The following is a 14,457-nucleotide window of genomic DNA, read 5'->3' on the forward strand; positions in this document are numbered from 1 at the left end:
CGGCTTCGCTACGCCGTCGGCTGCCCGTACATAGCGACCAATACCGAGCGGCTCAGGCTGTTTTCCGACCACACCCCAATTGCGGTGTTAGCGCAGTCCTGCATGAGGGCACGTGACGGCGGATCCCACCACCACTGGCCGAGTATCTGTATGCCGTTGATCGCCATGGCGGGCACGATCGCCACGGTTTCGGCGGCCCTGCCATTGAATCCGGCGTCGCGGGCGCGGTCCTGCGGCGTGGACCCGTCCGACCCGATGTCGCCGTTGATGTCGGGGTTGTTGAGGGCGTCAAGGGTGTGCCGGCGGGCGGCGTTGGTGAGCCGGCCGTCCATCAGGGAATCGGTGGTGCAGCCGTTCTGACGTTGCGCCGTGTTGATGTTCACGTAGACGCTGTTATTGAGCCGGGCGTTGTTCGGTACGACGGTGTTGCCATTGTCGGCATGCGCCGCCGGCGCCGGCCACGCCATCGCACCTACCAGAATGGCCGTCGCGGAGCGCGAAAGGACTGGGCGGACAATACCGCCCGCCGGTCTCATCGGTCTTTCGAAGCGCGTTCTCATGGTCAATTCCGATTGGTGACAATTAGGCCACAGAAGTATAACTTAGTCGGAGTTCTTCAGCTAGACTCGTCATACTCAGCCGCTTGACGCCAGGGGTGATCGTGTGGGTCCATACCTAGCCTCCCGGTGCGGCGAGGAGCCAGGTTGTCGCACAGAGCATTCGCCCGTAACCGGCGGCACCGCTATACGCCCGCGGCCCGTCGCCAGGGACAGACGCCGTAGGGCGACCGGTTTGGCTTTCACCGCCTTCGTGATCGCCGCTGCCGCCACCATCGCGACCGGCGCACACCCGCTGAGTCCGCGGGCGCGGGCGGCCCCAGACCCCCGGGTGGAGTACCTCTACGACGTGGCAGTGCGCCGGCAATACAACTTTCCGAACAACGACGCCGTCGGCTACGGCTACGAAATCTGCGACAAGGTCGGCGGGGGCGAAGGCTACGCACAGGTGATGGGTGACGTGAAAAGAGACGTCACCCCCAATGACGAGTTCGCGGCCAATTACCTGGTGTCGTACGCGGTCAATCTCTTGTGCCCCGCACAAATTTGGCAGCTGCGCAACTCGGCGTCCCATTATCAGCCGCCCCCCGGCGCGTAGCGACCAAAGGCGCACGCATCCACTTGACGAATACGGGAGTGAGGGCATGTCCCATCTGCCATCGCGGTTGCACCGAGTTCAATCTGCGCATTCAAACTCCAGGTTCACTTTCGCCAGAGCGAATGCCCGCGTGCGCCCCTACGCTATGAAATCGCTTCGGTCCCTTGTGGTAGTCCCGGTCATGGTGGCGATGTCGCTCATCGGTATCGGGTCTGCGGGCGTGGCCAAGGCGTCGCCTTCGGCGGGAGCTGACACCGGGTCGTGCTCGTGGGTGCTGACGCCGCCGCAGGTCGTTCAGGTCTCCAGCACGAGCATGGTGCTGGCCACGGTGAAACCTGGCCCCTGCACCATGGATGCGGTTCCGAACGACTCCGTCGTGTGTCTGGCGATCCGGGGAGAGGACTCCCAGTCGCAGTGCAGCCACAAAGCCGGCACAGCACCGGCATTGATCTATCTTCCCTATCGGCCCGGAGCGACGTACGTCGTGACGGGCCAGGGTTGTGCGGACGTGTTCGAGGATCCGGTCACCCACAGCACCACCGGGCCGGTGAAGAAGATGTGCCAGCCCTTTGGGCCGACTGCGGTCACCTTATAGATCAGCCTGTGAAACGCCGTCTCGGCGTGTGCGTCAGGTCAGACCGGGTCGAAGCCGCTGATCAGCCACCGGTCACCAACCTTGTCCAGCGTTACCCGGACGCTGGATGCCGTGGCGCTGGGAGGATCCGTCCCGATAACCACGGTCTGATTGACGAACACGAGTGCCACCGCGTGGTTTGCGGTAGCTGACACCGAGGCCGCAGCGGGAACGGTGGCCACCGCCGAAATGTGCCTTTGTTTGGCGCCGGGAATCACCACGTCGTGAGTCAGCTGCGTGTAGGAGTCCTTGAAGGTGCCGGTCAACCGGCTCCGAGCGCCCCCCAAATCCTTCTCCACGGTGTCGGGCTGGTAGGAGAGCATGGCAACGGTGGCGTCCCTGGCGGCCGCGACGGACTCGACGCTGCTGGTCTGCGAAGCGCGGATCGACGAAGACTGCCACTTCAGGTAGCCGCCCGCCGCCGCGATCAGCAACACCAGGCACGGCAGCAGCCCGAAAGCGAACAGCCGCGAAAAGCTAAAGCCGCTTTTGGCTTTCGCCCGGCCACCGTCTTTGCGGCCCTCGTCGTTGTCGGGCACCCCGGAGGGTGCGTCCGTTGATTCGCCATCGCTGACGTCCTCGGCGTGTTCGCTTGCAGCCGCGACTTTCTCGGAGTTGTCCGTGACCTCTTCGGCGACCCCGGCGGCATCCTGACCGGTTGCGGATTCGGTGTCGACGGACACAGCGTCTGGTTCCTTTTCCGGCTCTTTCTTTTCGTTCTGGCTCGTTCTTTTCCCCCGGGGCGTGCCGGACCGCGGCGTCATGACGGCACGAACAGAACGTTCGAAACCTTGGCCCCGTCGCCGACCTTTTGCACGTCGATCCTCATGCGCCAGGCCCGCGGCGGCTGGTCTTCCGCACCAAGGTTGGAGGTCTTGACGGAGACAGCGACGAGAACCTGAGCTTCGTTGCGCGACACCGATTCCAGACCTGCTTCGGTGACGGTTCCGACGGATTTCGACTGCACCTTCTTGACGACGTCGATGAAGGGTTGCGAGCGCTTCGAGAAGTCGTCGTAGAACGAGCCCGTCGCCGAGTCCAGTATGCGTTGAATGTCGTTGTTGACGTTCTGCCAGTCGATGGTCGTCAAATTCACCGCGCCCTGCCGGCCCACCCGGAGAAACAGTTCACGCTGTTCTTGCTCCTGGTGCAACTGATAGGTCTTGAAACCCAACCAGCCAACCACCCCGCCCAAGGCGAGGGTGGCGACCAAACCGACCACCATTGCCAGCCTCACCGGCGAGATCGAGGCCCGCCGCCGGGCCGGTTTCGCATCCCCGCCGTCATCCCCGTCGTCGTGGACGGCCTTGCCGTCGTCAGTATCCCCAGCAGCGGATTCGTCGTCTTCGACGCGATCGGTCGGGGCCTGGTCGTCAGGCGACGACGACGCCGGTTCTTCGGACTGGATTGAAAGCTGTTCCTCGGTTTCGGCGCGGCTCATTTCGCCTTCGGGGGCGTCAGCATCTGCTGCCATGTCTGCTCCTGATCGGAAGGACGAACCAGATCGGTTTGGCGGTACGGTTGCCCGTCTGGTCCGACATAAGTGCCGGTGGCGGGATCATACTCGGCGACCGCGATCGGAAGCGGGGACGACGCCGGCGCCGCCGGCGAAGCGGCTGCCGCGGTGGACGGCTTGGCCGGCGAAGCCGGTGGGGCCGCGGCCGGGCTCGGCCGCGTACCGGGCGCAAGCTGCGGGATGTCCTGCCCGGACAGCGTCGAGTTGGGGTCGCCTTTCCAGTTGTACCCCTCGTTGAGCGGCACGTACTCCTCGTCGCTCTCGCACATCTTCACCGTTGGGGCACGTTTGCCCGGTCGCGTCTCGCAGGGATAGTTACGCGCCCCGCGCACGTTCAGCTGGGAGTCTTGGGGTATTCGGCAATAGAGGTCGCCGGCCGGACGGTCCGGGTGATCCTCAAAGGTGGGCGACCGCATCTGCTGGGCAGGCAGGTAGCCCGTCGTGCACGCCGGCGGCAGGTTGAGGTTGATGTTGAAACTCAAGTTCAGGCCGGGGTAGCTCGACTTGATGTTTCGATCCGGAAGTATTGTCGCCAGGCCCCCCGAGGTGGCCGCCGGTAGCACCACCAGGAGCTGCTCGAGGTCGGCGCGGTAGGCGACCCCGACCTCGCCCACGCTGACGAGGTTGGCCAGCACGATGGGCAGGGTCGGCTGCAGTCGGTCGAACAGCTGACGGGTCTCCTCTGCCGCCGGCGCACCTTTGGTGAGCACGCCCCGCACGGCGGCATCGTTGGTTTGCAGCTGCCTGGTGACGTTGGCGAGGTTGGACGCCCAGGCCTGCACCGCATCGGAGGATTCGGTTTGGCTGTCCAGCAACGGCTTTGACTCGTCTATGAGGGTGGTCAGCGAATCGAGGTTCTTCCGCGCGTCGATTGCCAGGCTGGTGGTGCCGTTGATCAGGCGGGACAGTTCCGGGCCGAGCCCGCCGAAAGCGGTATAGCTTTCGTCGACCACCGTTTTCAGGTTGTCGTGTGGGATGGCTTGCAGGCCACGGTTGGCCGCCGCAACCAGTGAGTTGATGTCGGGGGGGACGCTCGAGCGGCTTACGGGGATGAGGTCGCCGTTCTTCAGCGTGGGCCCCGTTCGGCTGTGCGGCGTCAAAGCGAGGTACTGCTCGCCGACCGCCGACACGCTGTGCACTTCGGCGGCGAGGTCGGTGGCCGGGATGTCGAAGTTCGAATTCATCTGGAGGACGGCCTCGGCGCCGGTGTTGGTCAGCCGCACCTCCTGCACCCGGCCAACGGTGACACCCCGGTAGGTGACGTTCCCGCCGGCGTAAAGGCCGCCGGCTTGGGGCAGTTGCACCGTCACCGTGTAACGATCGATGCCGAAAAATGTGTTCTGGACCTGAAGGTAGCCGAAAAGCACGGCCGAGATTGCGCCCAGGGCAATCGAGGCGAAGACCGCGAGCTGGATCTTGATCCGCCGTGTCAGCACGTCAGGCCCCCTGGTCGAAATGGTAAGGAGCGACAAGCGGGTTCCGTGCCGTGTACGGGCTGGGCAGCTGGCCGATGGTGCGCCCCCACTGCAGCTCCAGCTCGGTCAGGTTGCCCTCCCACCGGGTGCCGGTGAAAAACGAATTGTCGATCCGGCTCAAGGTCATGTCGATGATGGCCGTCAGGTTCCCGTAGTCGCCGCGGATCCACTTGCTGATCGTGGGCTTCGGGAACGGGTATGTCGCAAAGTAATCCAGGGAGCGGGTCAGGGCCGGCCCCGAGTCGGCCAGCGACTGCAGCACGGGGCCGATGTCTTTGAGCTCCTTGACCAGATTCTCTTTGGTCTGATTGACCGAGTCGGCGGCAAGCGCACTGAATTTGCCCAACTCCGCGAGGGCGTCCGCGAGGTTTTCCCGCTCGTTCTTCAGCACGGCCAACGCATCCGGGATGGTTTTGAGCGCCTTGTCGACCACCGGCTTCTGGTCGGCGAACTGGCCGACCACGTTGTTCAGACTGTCCGTGGCCGAGATGATGTCGTCCTTCTGCTCGTTGAGATAGCCGACGAACTTGTCCAGCTGCCCCAGCAGGCTGCGCAAATCCTGCTCACGACCGGAAAACGCCGTGCTCAATGCCTTGGTGATGTCCTGGATGTTGGCCAGGCCGCCCCCGTTGAGCACCATCGACACCGCGGCCAGGGTCTGTTCGGTGGAAGGAAAAGCGCCCCCCGACGACAGCGGAATCAGTGATCCGTTCTTGAGTTTGCCCGCCGGAGGAGCGTCTTTGGGCGGCGCCAACTCGACATGCACCGAACCGAGCAGACTGGTTTGGCCGATCGTGGCCGTCGCGTTCGCCGGTAGGTCGACTGTGCCGTCGAGGATCATGGTGACCAGCGCGTGCCAGCCCTGCAGTTCGACCTTCGTCACGTTGCCGACCGTCACGTCGTTGAGCCTGACCCGGGAGTTTTCCTTGAGGTTTTGGACGTCGGGCAGTTGCGCCTGGATCGTGAAAGACCCCGGACCCCCACCTACGGTGCCCGGTAGCGGCAGGGAGTTCGCCCCGTGAAAGTCCCGGAGGACACCGCAGCCGGCCAATGCGACCGCGAGCAGTGCCACCAGGGTGCCGGCGCCGGCGCGCCGCGCGTATCCGAACCTGCTCACTGGCCACCTCCGGGTTGCACCATCAACCCCTTGAGACCGTCGGCCGGATTGGTCGGTACGGCATCCGGCGGTCTGGCGGGCACGAACGGTGGGTTCGCGTGATTCGGGTCGGCCATCCCGTTGCCGAAATAGTTGTAGATCCTGTTCGCCGGCGGCAGCGGCCCGTTGGGGGGCGGCGGCACCGTGCGCCACTGCTCAGTCGGTGGCGGCCCCGGCGGCGGGACGTAATCGGGCCGCAGCCAGTCTTCGCTGTAGGTAACCTCATTCGGACGCGCCATCACACCGACGAAGGGGTTGAAGCCCAGCGGCGGGAAACTGTACTGGCGGTTCTTGATGATGGGCGCCAGGTACTGCACACACAGCTTCGCCGACTGCTCGGCGCCCAACCGCGACGCCGCCTGCACCGCCGAGCACAGGAACTGGACCGGGTTGGCGAAGTTGGTGACCGCGACGGCGCCGGTCAACGCGACGTTGGCGGGCTGGTAGATGTTGGCGAAGTTCTGGAACGCCGGCGTCCCGATATGCAGCGTCTGCTTGATGTCATCGAGGCTCTCGACCACCGCGTTCGACACCGACGCGAGTTTGTCCGAGGTGGTGCCCAACTGCTCACGGTTTTCGGCCACGAAATTCGTGACGTCACCCACCACATCGTTGAGGTCTCGCACCGCGTTGGCGACCTCGTTGGGATCGTTCGCCAACAACCTGGTCACCGCGGCCAGGTTCTGGTTCAAATGCTGAAGCAGCTCACCGCTGTCGTGCAGTGCCGACACCAGAATCGACAGGTTCTTGAACGTCTTGAACAAATCGCCGCTGTGATCGCCCAGCGCCGAGATCGCCTGCGACAGCTTGATGATGGTGCTGCGGATGTCGGGGCCCTGACCGCGCAGGTTGTCGGCCGCGGTGTTGATGAACGCGCCCAACGTACTGACGCCGCCGGGTGCGGTGGGCTGCAGTGTCTGGGTGAGCTTCTCGAGTTGTTGCCGGAAGTCGTCCCACTCCACCGGGACGGCGGTGCGCTCGCGCGGGATCACCGTGTGGTCCTTCATCGCCGGCCCACCGTTGTAGGCGGGGGTCAGCTGAAGCGCCCGAACCGTCACCAGAGACGGTGACAGGATCACCGCCTTGGCGTCGGCCGGCACCCGGTATTTGTCCCGGTACCAGAAGGAGACCTTGACGCGGTCGGGCTCGGGTTCGATTTTGTCGATCTTGCCGACCGGAACGCCGAGAACCACGACGTTGTCACCCGGGTAGATTCCGTTGCTGTTGTCGAAGTACGCGGTGACGTGCATGCGCCCGGCACCGGTCGCGGTCCACACCACCGCCACGATGCCGCCGACCAACGCCACCGCCAGCAGCGCGGCCACACCCACCCTGGCCCTCCGTGAATGCTTCACTGCCCACCCCCTGTGGGCGGCCCCGTCGGCGATACCTGTCCGGGTGCCGGCTGCTCGACCGGCCCCGGCGGGGAGGGGACCGACGCTTGCGGGCCCGGCGGCGTCAGGGCCGGGGGACCCGGCGGCGGGCCGCCGGGAGGTGGCGCGGGCGTCGGTTCCCGAAGGGGATAGCAGCCCGGGCCGGGCAATGACACTCCCGTCGGACCGCACTGACGGTCGTTGGGATTTCCGGTAATGGCATCGGGCAGAGTCAATCTCGGGTCCCCGCCCTGGCCGGTCCGTGGGTACGGCATCGGCAGCGGCGGGGTTGCCGGCTGGCCGGTCTGCGGGTCACTGAGTTGCGAGGGCAACAAGACGTTGGGATCCAACCCGAGGTCGGAGAATGCAGCGTCGATGAACGGTTGCACAAACTGCCCGGGCAGCAGGTTGGCCAGGTAGGCCTTGAAGTAGGGTCCGGACGACACCGATTCGCCCAGCGACAGGGCGTACGCGTTGAGCCCTTTGATCGCCTTTTGCACCCGCTCCTTGCGATTGTCGACGATCGTCAACGCCGAATTGAGCTTTTCCAGTGCGGGCTTCAGCGTTTGTCGGTTGTCGGCGATGAAGCCCTTGACCTGCTGGGCCACCGCCGAGAGATTGTTCGAGATTTGATCCAGTGCGCTGCTCTGGGTCCTCAACTGGACCAACAGGGCGTTGGTGTTGCCCACGAGGCTCACCACTTCGTTGCTGCGTTCGCCGAGCACGGTGGTGGCCTTGCTCGCATTGCTCAACAAGGTCCGCAGCTGCGCATCACGCTGGTCCAGAGTCTCGGAGAATCGCGCCACACCCCGCACGGCGGCCTGCAGGTCCGGTGGAGTGTTGGAGAACGTGTCCGACAGCACCGCAAGCGACCGTGACAGCTGGTCGGTGTTGAGCCCGCTGATCGTGGTCGAGAGGTCGCCCAGCGCGTCGGGCAGCTGATAGGGCGAGGTCGTCCGCTCAAGCGGTATCGGCTTGTCCAGCTGCCCATCTCCCCGTGGGGTGATCTCCAGGAGCTTGGCGCCCAGCAGGGTCTTCAATTTGATTGCCGCCTCGCTGCGATCGCCCAGCCGAACGTCGCTGTCGACCCGGAACGTGACCCGCACCCGCGGACCGTCGAGATCGACCGACGACACATCACCGACGCGGTAGCCCGAAACCTGAACCAGATTACCGGCCGCCAGTCCGCCCGCCTCGGCGAAATAGGCCGAGTAATCTCGGGTCTGGTCGATGAACGGCAACTTCTGGTAATTCAGCGACAGCCACATCGCGCCGATGGTTACGCCGATACCGATGGCACCGACTTTGAGCGGGTTGCGTTCGGAGAAGGTTTTCATTTCGGCGTGCACCGCCCGGTGTCCTGGCCGGCTACCTTGACATATACCGGCTGGCCACCCTTGCCGTTCACCTTGAGCAGGGCGTCGCACAGGTAGAAGCTGAAGAAGTCGCCGTAAAGGCCCAACCTGCCCACCATTTGGTACGCGTCGGGAAGGGTGTTGAGCAGGTTGTCGACGAAATCCTTGTCGGCGTCGATGAGTCCGGCGGTTCGGTCCACCTCGTGGACCACCTTGTTGATCGCCGGGCGGCCCTGCGCCAGCAGGTCGGCGAGCGACCCGGCGGCCGCGTTGCCGTAGGCCACCGCATTGCTGATGTCCTGCTTGCGCGCTTCAAGGCCCTTCACCAGCTCCGAGAGCGAGTCGACGGCCTTGGCGAACTGCTTGCTCTGGCCCCCAAGCGATCCCAGCACCGTATTCAGGTTGGTGATGACCTGACCGATCAGCTGATCCCGATCCGCCAAGGTGTTGGTCAACGCGGCGGCCTGGTTCAAAAAGGAGCTGATCGTCGCGCCCTGGCCCTGGAACGCCGCGATCAGCTGGCCGCTCAACGCGTTGATCTGGTCGGGGTTCAACGCACGAAACAGTGGCCGGAAGCCTCCGATCAACGCGTCCAGATCCAGCGCCGGCTCGGTCTGGCTCAACGGGATCGAATCCCCGGGACGAAGCCGCTTGACGCCGCCGGCTCCCTCTTCCAGCGCAAGAAACCTGCCGCCGATCAGGTCGTCGAAGCGGATCACCGCGCGGGTGCCCTCGGTGAGCACCGCCGAGGGGACAACGGAGAACTGCACGCGCAGCGTCGAATCGGGCTGCAGCGCAATCTTTTTGACCTTGCCCACCTCGACACCGGCGATGCGCACGAAATTGCCGTTGCGCAACCCGGACACGTTCGCGAAGTGCGCGGTGTAGACCTTCTCGTCCTGGAAGCGAAACTGGCCGAAGATCAGGAACACCAGCATCCCCGCGCACAAGCATACAGCCGCGTAGATGGCGAAACGCCACAGCGAGCCGCGCAAGTCCTCTCGCATCTCTACCCTTCTCTATCGATTCCGGCGGTCAGTGGTCGGGCTCGTCAGGCGGCGCCGGCGGCGGGGGTGATGGCGGGGCCGTCGGCACCGGGGTGGGTTGCACCTGCGCCGGATGCGCCACCACCGTCTGTTCCGACCCCGGAGGCGGTGGGCCGGGTTCTCGCGGCCTGCCCGGTATTGCAGGCGGCAAGCCGGGATACAGCGGGGTTCCATCCGGCAGGTACCACGGCGCGCCATAGGGCGGTGCACCCGGATACGGAACCGGACCCGGCGCCGGCCCGCCGTTCAGCGTGTAGATGCTCGGAGGTTTCGGCGTCCCCCGGCTAACCGGGCCGTAATTGGCGAACCCCGGAAAGCCGATGCCGGGATTCGGGCGCACGTCCATCCCGCTGCCCCAGCCGGTATTGGTCACGACGTAGCGCACCGGGAAGTTCTTGCCGACGTCCGGCAGTGAACCACAGCCGGGGGCCCCGCCGGCTCCACCCTTGGCGCCGTTGATGGGCAGGTTGTCCGGGTACCGGTACATGTCGTCGCCGAACAAGATGCCGGCATCGCCGATCAGCGACTTTCCGTTGTGGCCGGCAACCGTCTCGATCAGATCGTTCAGGCCGCTGTACGCGCCGACCAGCAGGCAGGTGAGTTCGGGGTTGTATTTCGTCAGCAGGCGCGTGGTCGGCTCCAGCGTGTTGATCCCGTGGATCAGGTTGTCCTTGGCCGGTCCGATGACGTTGATGCCGCTGTCGGACAGTCCCACAACGTTCACCAGCAGCGAGTCAAGCGCCTGTGCGTTGTCGGTGATCGTGGTGCTCGTCGTACTGGCGGAATTCAGCACCGACAGGATGTCGGGGGCCGCCGCGGCATAGGTGTCGCTGAATCCCTTCAACGCCCGGTAATCGGCCCGGATGGTGTCACTGCGCGGATTGATCGCCATCAGCACCTGATTGAGGTCGGTGGTGGCCTGCCCCAGCGCTTCTCCCTTGCCGCGGAAGCCCTCACCCAACGCCGAGAGCACCGCGTTGAGTTTCGCGGGGTCGATCTGGTTCAGCACACCGACGAGGTTCTGGAAGGTGGTATTCACCTCGGTGCTCACGTTGCGCGACCTGAGCACCGCGCCCGCCGCAAGCCTTTTGGAGCTCGGGTGATCGGGCGTGACGAGCTCGACATACTTGGCGCCGAACGCCGTGGGCGCGGTGATCTGAGCCTCGACGTTGGCCGGGATGTACTTGAGCTGGTCGGGATAAAGCTCGAGCTGCAGCTTCACCCGGCCGTCGGGTTCGATCGAGGAGACCCGACCGACTTCCACGCCGCGCAACTTGACCTTGGCCCCCAGATCCATCACGAGACCGGCCCGGTCCGATACCAGGGTGACGCGTGCGTACGGTTGCAGGTCCCGGTTGAAAGCGAGCACGGTGAACACACCGCCCGCGATGATCGCGACGACAAGGATCAACGTCCACAGGGCCGGATGCAGACCCGCTTCACGCCGCTTCGTTTTCGCCATTGCTATCCCGACAGGTGGAAGTTGCCGGACCGTCCGTACAGCGCCAGGCCCACCGCGGCCGTCACCAATGTCAAGACGACCAGTGAGGCGCGCACGGCGCGGCCGGTTGCCTCTCCGACGCCGGCCGGACCGCCCGAGGCGTTGAAGCCGTAGTAGGTGTGGATCAGCATGACGACGACTCCCTGCACGACTACCTGGACCATCGCCCACAGCACGTCAGTGGGTTGCAGGAAGGTGCGGAAGTAGTGGTCGTAGACGCCACTCGACTGTCCATAGGCGAATTGGACGAGGAACTGCGTCGATGCGAATCCGACGAGCAGGGATATGCAACACAACGGAATCGCCAGTGCCACACCGCCCAACAGCCGGGTCGATACCAGGTACGCCATGGTGCGAACGCCGATCACATCCAGCGCGTCGATTTCTTCACTGATTCGCATCGCACCGAGCTGAGCCGTGGCTCCGGCGCCGATCGTGGCGGCCAGTCCGATGGCGGTGATCAACGGCGCGGCCAGGCGCGGATTGACGTAGGCGGAGAAGAACCCGATGAGGGCCTCCACCCCAAGGTTCGCCGTCTGGCTGTAACCGACGATCGCGACCAGAAGACCGACGTTGAGGAGGAGGAAGGCCACGATGGCCACGGTGCCGCCGATCAGGGCCAGCGCGCCCACGCCCAGGCTCATCTGGGCGATGACGCGCAACGTCTCCGTCCTGTAGTAGATGAGCGCGTCTTTGATGCTGGCGATCGCACGGATATAGAACGCGGTTTGCTCCCCGATGCGGTTCCATTCGGCGACCCCCGCCTGCAGAGTGCGGACCAGCCTCGGTGCCCGGGCGCTGGGAGTGCTCATCAGTGCTGCACCTGCGCCAGGACGGCACTGAGCAGGGTGTTGATCACGTACAGGGCCATGAAGGTATATACGACGGTTTCGTTGACCGCGTTACCGACGCCCTGCGGACCACCGCCCACGGTGAACCCCTTGTAGCAGGCGATCAAACCGGCGGCCAGGCCGAACAGGGTCGCCTTGATGACGGCGATGATCACGTCGGGCAGGCCGATGAGCAGGGTCAGACTGGCTGCGTATGCGCCGGGGTTGACGTGGCTGACGAAGACCGCGAAGCAATAGTCGGAAGCCAAGCCGACCATTGTCCCCAGTCCGCTCAGCAAAAAACTGTTGAGGGTCAGCGCCGCCACCCTCGGTACGACCAGCCGCTGAATCGGGTCGATACCCATAACCCGCATCGCGTCGATCTCTTCGCGGATCGTGCGCGCACCAAGGTCGGCGCACATCGCGGTCGCGGCGGCGCCCCCGATCACCAGCACGGTGATTGCCGGCCCAATCTGCGCGACTACCGCCAGGGCGGCGCCCGTCCCAGAGTTATCCCCGGCGCCGATCTCAAAGAACAGCACGTCGAGCAGGAATATGACGAACGCATTGAAGACGATTGCCAGCAGGACAGCGGGCACCAGCGACACCCGGGCGGTGAACCAACTCTGGTGGACGAACTCGCGCCAAGCCCACGGCGGGCGCACGAACTGCACCATGGTGTCCAGCGACATTGCGACGAAAGCGCCGATTTCGCGGAGCGGCTTGGTCATTGGATTCGTCGCGACCACTAGCGGATACCTGCGCGCCTACTCGTGACCGGCCCGGCGGCGATCCGCTCCTGTGACACAGCTCCCGACCTCCGCAAGATTGTGACCCCCGACACGAGAGGATGCCGCAAGACGGTACCTCAACTTCCACAACTCTGGCAACAAAATCGACCACCGCTTGAGCGTAGCTACTAAGGCTACCTAGTAAGCCAAGTGCTATTTGCTGTGTACGGGGCGGACACACCTTTGCCGGAGGCCTCAGCCGTGCCGGCGGTCCCGCCGATCCGGCACCGTACGGCATGTCGGGCCGCCGCGCGGCTCGGTCGGATAAATTAACGCTTATGTTGAATCACCTGTTCAAGCCGATACAACCGGACCGGCCGCAAATGACGTTCCGGGGGCGGCTTGCAGCCCAACGGCCCTAGCGCCGCAAAACAGCCGTCAGGATGCCGTCGACAGGTCCGTGAATAGTTCGCTGGCAATGACCAGTTGAACCAACCGCCGGGGGCAGTCCCGCTGTCAGCAACTAACGCCGCGTCCGGCTGGCGCGCCCGTCGAGATTGCTCGCCGGTGCCTGGCGACGCGCAACTGTGAGAACGACTTTCCGCTGCGGTCGACGAGGCGGCGGCTGGCTTGCGACTCGGTCGCTGGCTAACATGACTAACTTCAACCAGTAGCCGCGAGCACATTCGAGGTGACTCATGCAGCGACGATCCACTGCCGCCATGGTGCTTTTCCTGGTAACCGCCGCAGGTTGCTCGTCGGCACCGGCGGCCCTGACATTTCCTGTCGGCGCATTGCCCGGCGGCACCGCACAAGCCACCGTCAACGGGAACGGGACCGGCCAGCTCCGAGGCGTGGAGTGCCAAAACATCGGGAAAGGGGTGACCTCGATCGATATCGGGAGTACCGGCTCTCGAATTACCGTGTTGGTCGGTGCCGATACCCCAAAGGCGGTGACGTTCAACGAAGTCGAGGGGTTCACCGGCAGCTACTGGCAAGACCTGCAGGGCAGCGCCCGGCTCGCCATGGTCGATCAGACGTACACGGTCACCGGTACGGCCGCCGGATTCCACGTCGAGCAACCGTATACCAGGACGACGACCGACTTCACCGTCAAAGTGGCCTGCTAGCGCTGGCTGTATCACCTGATGCTGGCGGCCAAATCCCCTGCCATCGCCCCTAGTTCGGGACCCCACGACGACCAACCGTGGTCGCCGCCGGTGGGCAGGTTGAAATGCGCGTTGTGGCCGCCGACCTGCTTGTAGTACGCGTAGAACGAGGCATTTGTGCCCTGCGCCTGGTCGGGGTAACCGATCATCGCAGCCGGGTCGCTGGCCGTCACCGTCTGCGGGCAGAAAACCCAGACCCGGGTGTTGTTGTTCACCAAGTCCCCGGCATGCACATAGGGGTCGTGCCACTTCCACCGTCCCAATTGCGCGGCACCCCACATCGCCTGGGTGTTGACGCCTCCGAAGCGCATCATGCCTTCCGTGATAGCCCCGTTGACGGTGGTGTTGGACGGGTACAGGAAGCCCGACATCGAACCCGCGTAGCGGAACCGATCCGGGTGGAACTCGGCCAGCATCATCGCGCCCGTGCCGCCCTGCGCAGCCCCGACGACGGCGTGCCCGCCGGGCGCCAGGCCTTTGTTCGCGGCCAACCAGTTCGGCAGTTCGTTCGACAAG

At 64.7% G+C, this 14,457-nt stretch carries 15 protein-coding genes; 3 read left to right on the forward strand and 12 right to left on the reverse strand.

The window, feature by feature from the left end; all coding sequences use genetic code 11:
• Positions 1 to 8 precede the first annotated feature (8 nt).
• The gene (locus tag ACLP9N_RS39290) at positions 9 to 467 is read right to left on the reverse strand and encodes a CAP domain-containing protein (protein ID WP_442412450.1); all 459 of its coding nucleotides are present in this window, start codon (positions 465 to 467) and stop codon (positions 9 to 11) included.
• Between the two features lie 325 nt (positions 468 to 792).
• On the opposite strand from ACLP9N_RS39290, the gene ACLP9N_RS39295 reads away from it, so the two are divergent.
• Together ACLP9N_RS39295 and ACLP9N_RS39300 are read left to right on the forward strand one after the other, a co-directional pair.
• Positions 793 to 1,155 carry a DUF732 domain-containing protein gene (locus ACLP9N_RS39295; RefSeq protein ID WP_442412451.1) on the forward strand — a complete coding sequence of 121 codons (363 nt, stop codon included), beginning with the start codon at positions 793 to 795 and terminating at the stop codon, positions 1,153 to 1,155.
• 190 nt (positions 1,156 to 1,345) lie between these two features.
• Positions 1,346 to 1,750 carry a hypothetical protein gene (locus ACLP9N_RS39300; protein WP_442412452.1) on the forward strand — a complete coding sequence of 135 codons (405 nt, stop codon included), beginning with the start codon at positions 1,346 to 1,348 and terminating at the stop codon, positions 1,748 to 1,750.
• A 38-nt stretch (positions 1,751 to 1,788) separates the two neighbouring features.
• Here the strand turns inward: ACLP9N_RS39300 and ACLP9N_RS39305 are convergent, their stop codons facing one another.
• From ACLP9N_RS39305 to ACLP9N_RS39350, 10 genes are all read right to left on the reverse strand, one after another.
• Positions 1,789 to 2,472, reverse strand: a complete 684-nt coding sequence (locus tag ACLP9N_RS39305; protein WP_442412453.1) for a hypothetical protein — start codon at positions 2,470 to 2,472, stop codon at positions 1,789 to 1,791.
• A 77-nt stretch (positions 2,473 to 2,549) separates the two neighbouring features.
• A complete protein-coding gene (locus tag ACLP9N_RS39310) occupies positions 2,550 to 3,263 on the reverse strand; it encodes an Mce protein (protein WP_442412454.1) in 714 nt (237 codons plus the stop codon).
• A complete protein-coding gene (locus ACLP9N_RS39315; protein WP_442412455.1) occupies positions 3,227 to 4,741 on the reverse strand; it encodes an MCE family protein in 1,515 nt (504 codons plus the stop codon). The genes ACLP9N_RS39310 and ACLP9N_RS39315 overlap by 37 nt, the downstream gene beginning before the upstream one ends.
• A 1-nt stretch (position 4,742) precedes the next feature.
• Positions 4,743 to 5,855 (reverse strand): virulence factor Mce family protein, encoded by a 1,113-nt coding sequence (locus ACLP9N_RS39320; RefSeq protein WP_442412463.1) that lies wholly within the window; start codon positions 5,853 to 5,855, stop codon positions 4,743 to 4,745.
• Between the two features lie 38 nt (positions 5,856 to 5,893).
• The gene (locus tag ACLP9N_RS39325; protein WP_442412456.1) at positions 5,894 to 7,267 is read right to left on the reverse strand and encodes a virulence factor Mce family protein; all 1,374 of its coding nucleotides are present in this window, start codon (positions 7,265 to 7,267) and stop codon (positions 5,894 to 5,896) included.
• Positions 7,268 to 7,287: 20 nt separating this feature from the next.
• Positions 7,288 to 8,646, reverse strand: a complete 1,359-nt coding sequence (locus ACLP9N_RS39330; RefSeq protein ID WP_442412464.1) for an MCE family protein — start codon at positions 8,644 to 8,646, stop codon at positions 7,288 to 7,290.
• Positions 8,643 to 9,671: an MCE family protein gene (locus ACLP9N_RS39335; protein ID WP_442412457.1), complete on the reverse strand. Its 1,029-nt coding sequence runs from the start codon at positions 9,669 to 9,671 to the stop codon at positions 8,643 to 8,645. The genes ACLP9N_RS39330 and ACLP9N_RS39335 overlap by 4 nt, the downstream gene beginning before the upstream one ends.
• 28 nt (positions 9,672 to 9,699) lie before the next feature.
• The gene (locus tag ACLP9N_RS39340; protein ID WP_442412458.1) at positions 9,700 to 11,172 is read right to left on the reverse strand and encodes an MCE family protein; all 1,473 of its coding nucleotides are present in this window, start codon (positions 11,170 to 11,172) and stop codon (positions 9,700 to 9,702) included.
• A 2-nt stretch (positions 11,173 to 11,174) separates the two neighbouring features.
• Entirely contained in the window at positions 11,175 to 12,023 is an 849-nt protein-coding gene (locus tag ACLP9N_RS39345; RefSeq protein ID WP_442412459.1) for an ABC transporter permease, read from the reverse strand.
• Positions 12,023 to 12,772, reverse strand: a complete 750-nt coding sequence (locus ACLP9N_RS39350) for an MlaE family ABC transporter permease (protein ID WP_442412460.1) — start codon at positions 12,770 to 12,772, stop codon at positions 12,023 to 12,025. Before ACLP9N_RS39350 ends, ACLP9N_RS39345 begins: the two co-directional genes overlap by 1 nt.
• 698 nt (positions 12,773 to 13,470) lie before the next feature.
• On the opposite strand from ACLP9N_RS39350, the gene ACLP9N_RS39355 reads away from it, so the two are divergent.
• The gene (locus ACLP9N_RS39355; RefSeq protein WP_442412461.1) at positions 13,471 to 13,902 is read left to right on the forward strand and encodes a lipoprotein LpqH; all 432 of its coding nucleotides are present in this window, start codon (positions 13,471 to 13,473) and stop codon (positions 13,900 to 13,902) included.
• An 11-nt stretch (positions 13,903 to 13,913) separates the two neighbouring features.
• On the opposite strand, the gene ACLP9N_RS39360 is transcribed toward ACLP9N_RS39355, so the two are convergent.
• Positions 13,914 to 14,457 (reverse strand): alpha/beta hydrolase-fold protein (locus tag ACLP9N_RS39360; protein ID WP_442412462.1); only part of this gene is annotated, 544 nt, incomplete at its 5' end.

This window comes from Mycobacterium sp. (assembly GCF_052144515.1).
GTDB lineage: Bacteria > Actinomycetota > Actinomycetes > Mycobacteriales > Mycobacteriaceae > Mycobacterium.

Bases quoted from the DNA above. Each gene is read 5' to 3' on its own strand.
- ACLP9N_RS39290 (WP_442412450.1), bottom strand. From the start codon at position 467: ATGGCGTGGCCGGCGCCGGCGGCGCATGCCGACAATGGCAACACCGTC.
- ACLP9N_RS39300 (WP_442412452.1), top strand. From the start codon at position 1,346: ATGTCGCTCATCGGTATCGGGTCTGCGGGCGTGGCCAAGGCGTCGCCT.
- ACLP9N_RS39310 (WP_442412454.1), bottom strand. From the start codon at position 3,263: ATGGCAGCAGATGCTGACGCCCCCGAAGGCGAAATGAGCCGCGCCGAA.
- ACLP9N_RS39330 (WP_442412464.1), bottom strand. From the start codon at position 8,646: ATGAAAACCTTCTCCGAACGCAACCCGCTCAAAGTCGGTGCCATCGGT.
- ACLP9N_RS39335 (WP_442412457.1), bottom strand. From the start codon at position 9,671: ATGCGAGAGGACTTGCGCGGCTCGCTGTGGCGTTTCGCCATCTACGCG.
- ACLP9N_RS39340 (WP_442412458.1), bottom strand. From the start codon at position 11,172: ATGGCGAAAACGAAGCGGCGTGAAGCGGGTCTGCATCCGGCCCTGTGG.
- ACLP9N_RS39345 (WP_442412459.1), bottom strand. From the start codon at position 12,023: ATGAGCACTCCCAGCGCCCGGGCACCGAGGCTGGTCCGCACTCTGCAG.
- ACLP9N_RS39350 (WP_442412460.1), bottom strand. From the start codon at position 12,772: ATGACCAAGCCGCTCCGCGAAATCGGCGCTTTCGTCGCAATGTCGCTG.
- ACLP9N_RS39355 (WP_442412461.1), top strand. From the start codon at position 13,471: ATGCAGCGACGATCCACTGCCGCCATGGTGCTTTTCCTGGTAACCGCC.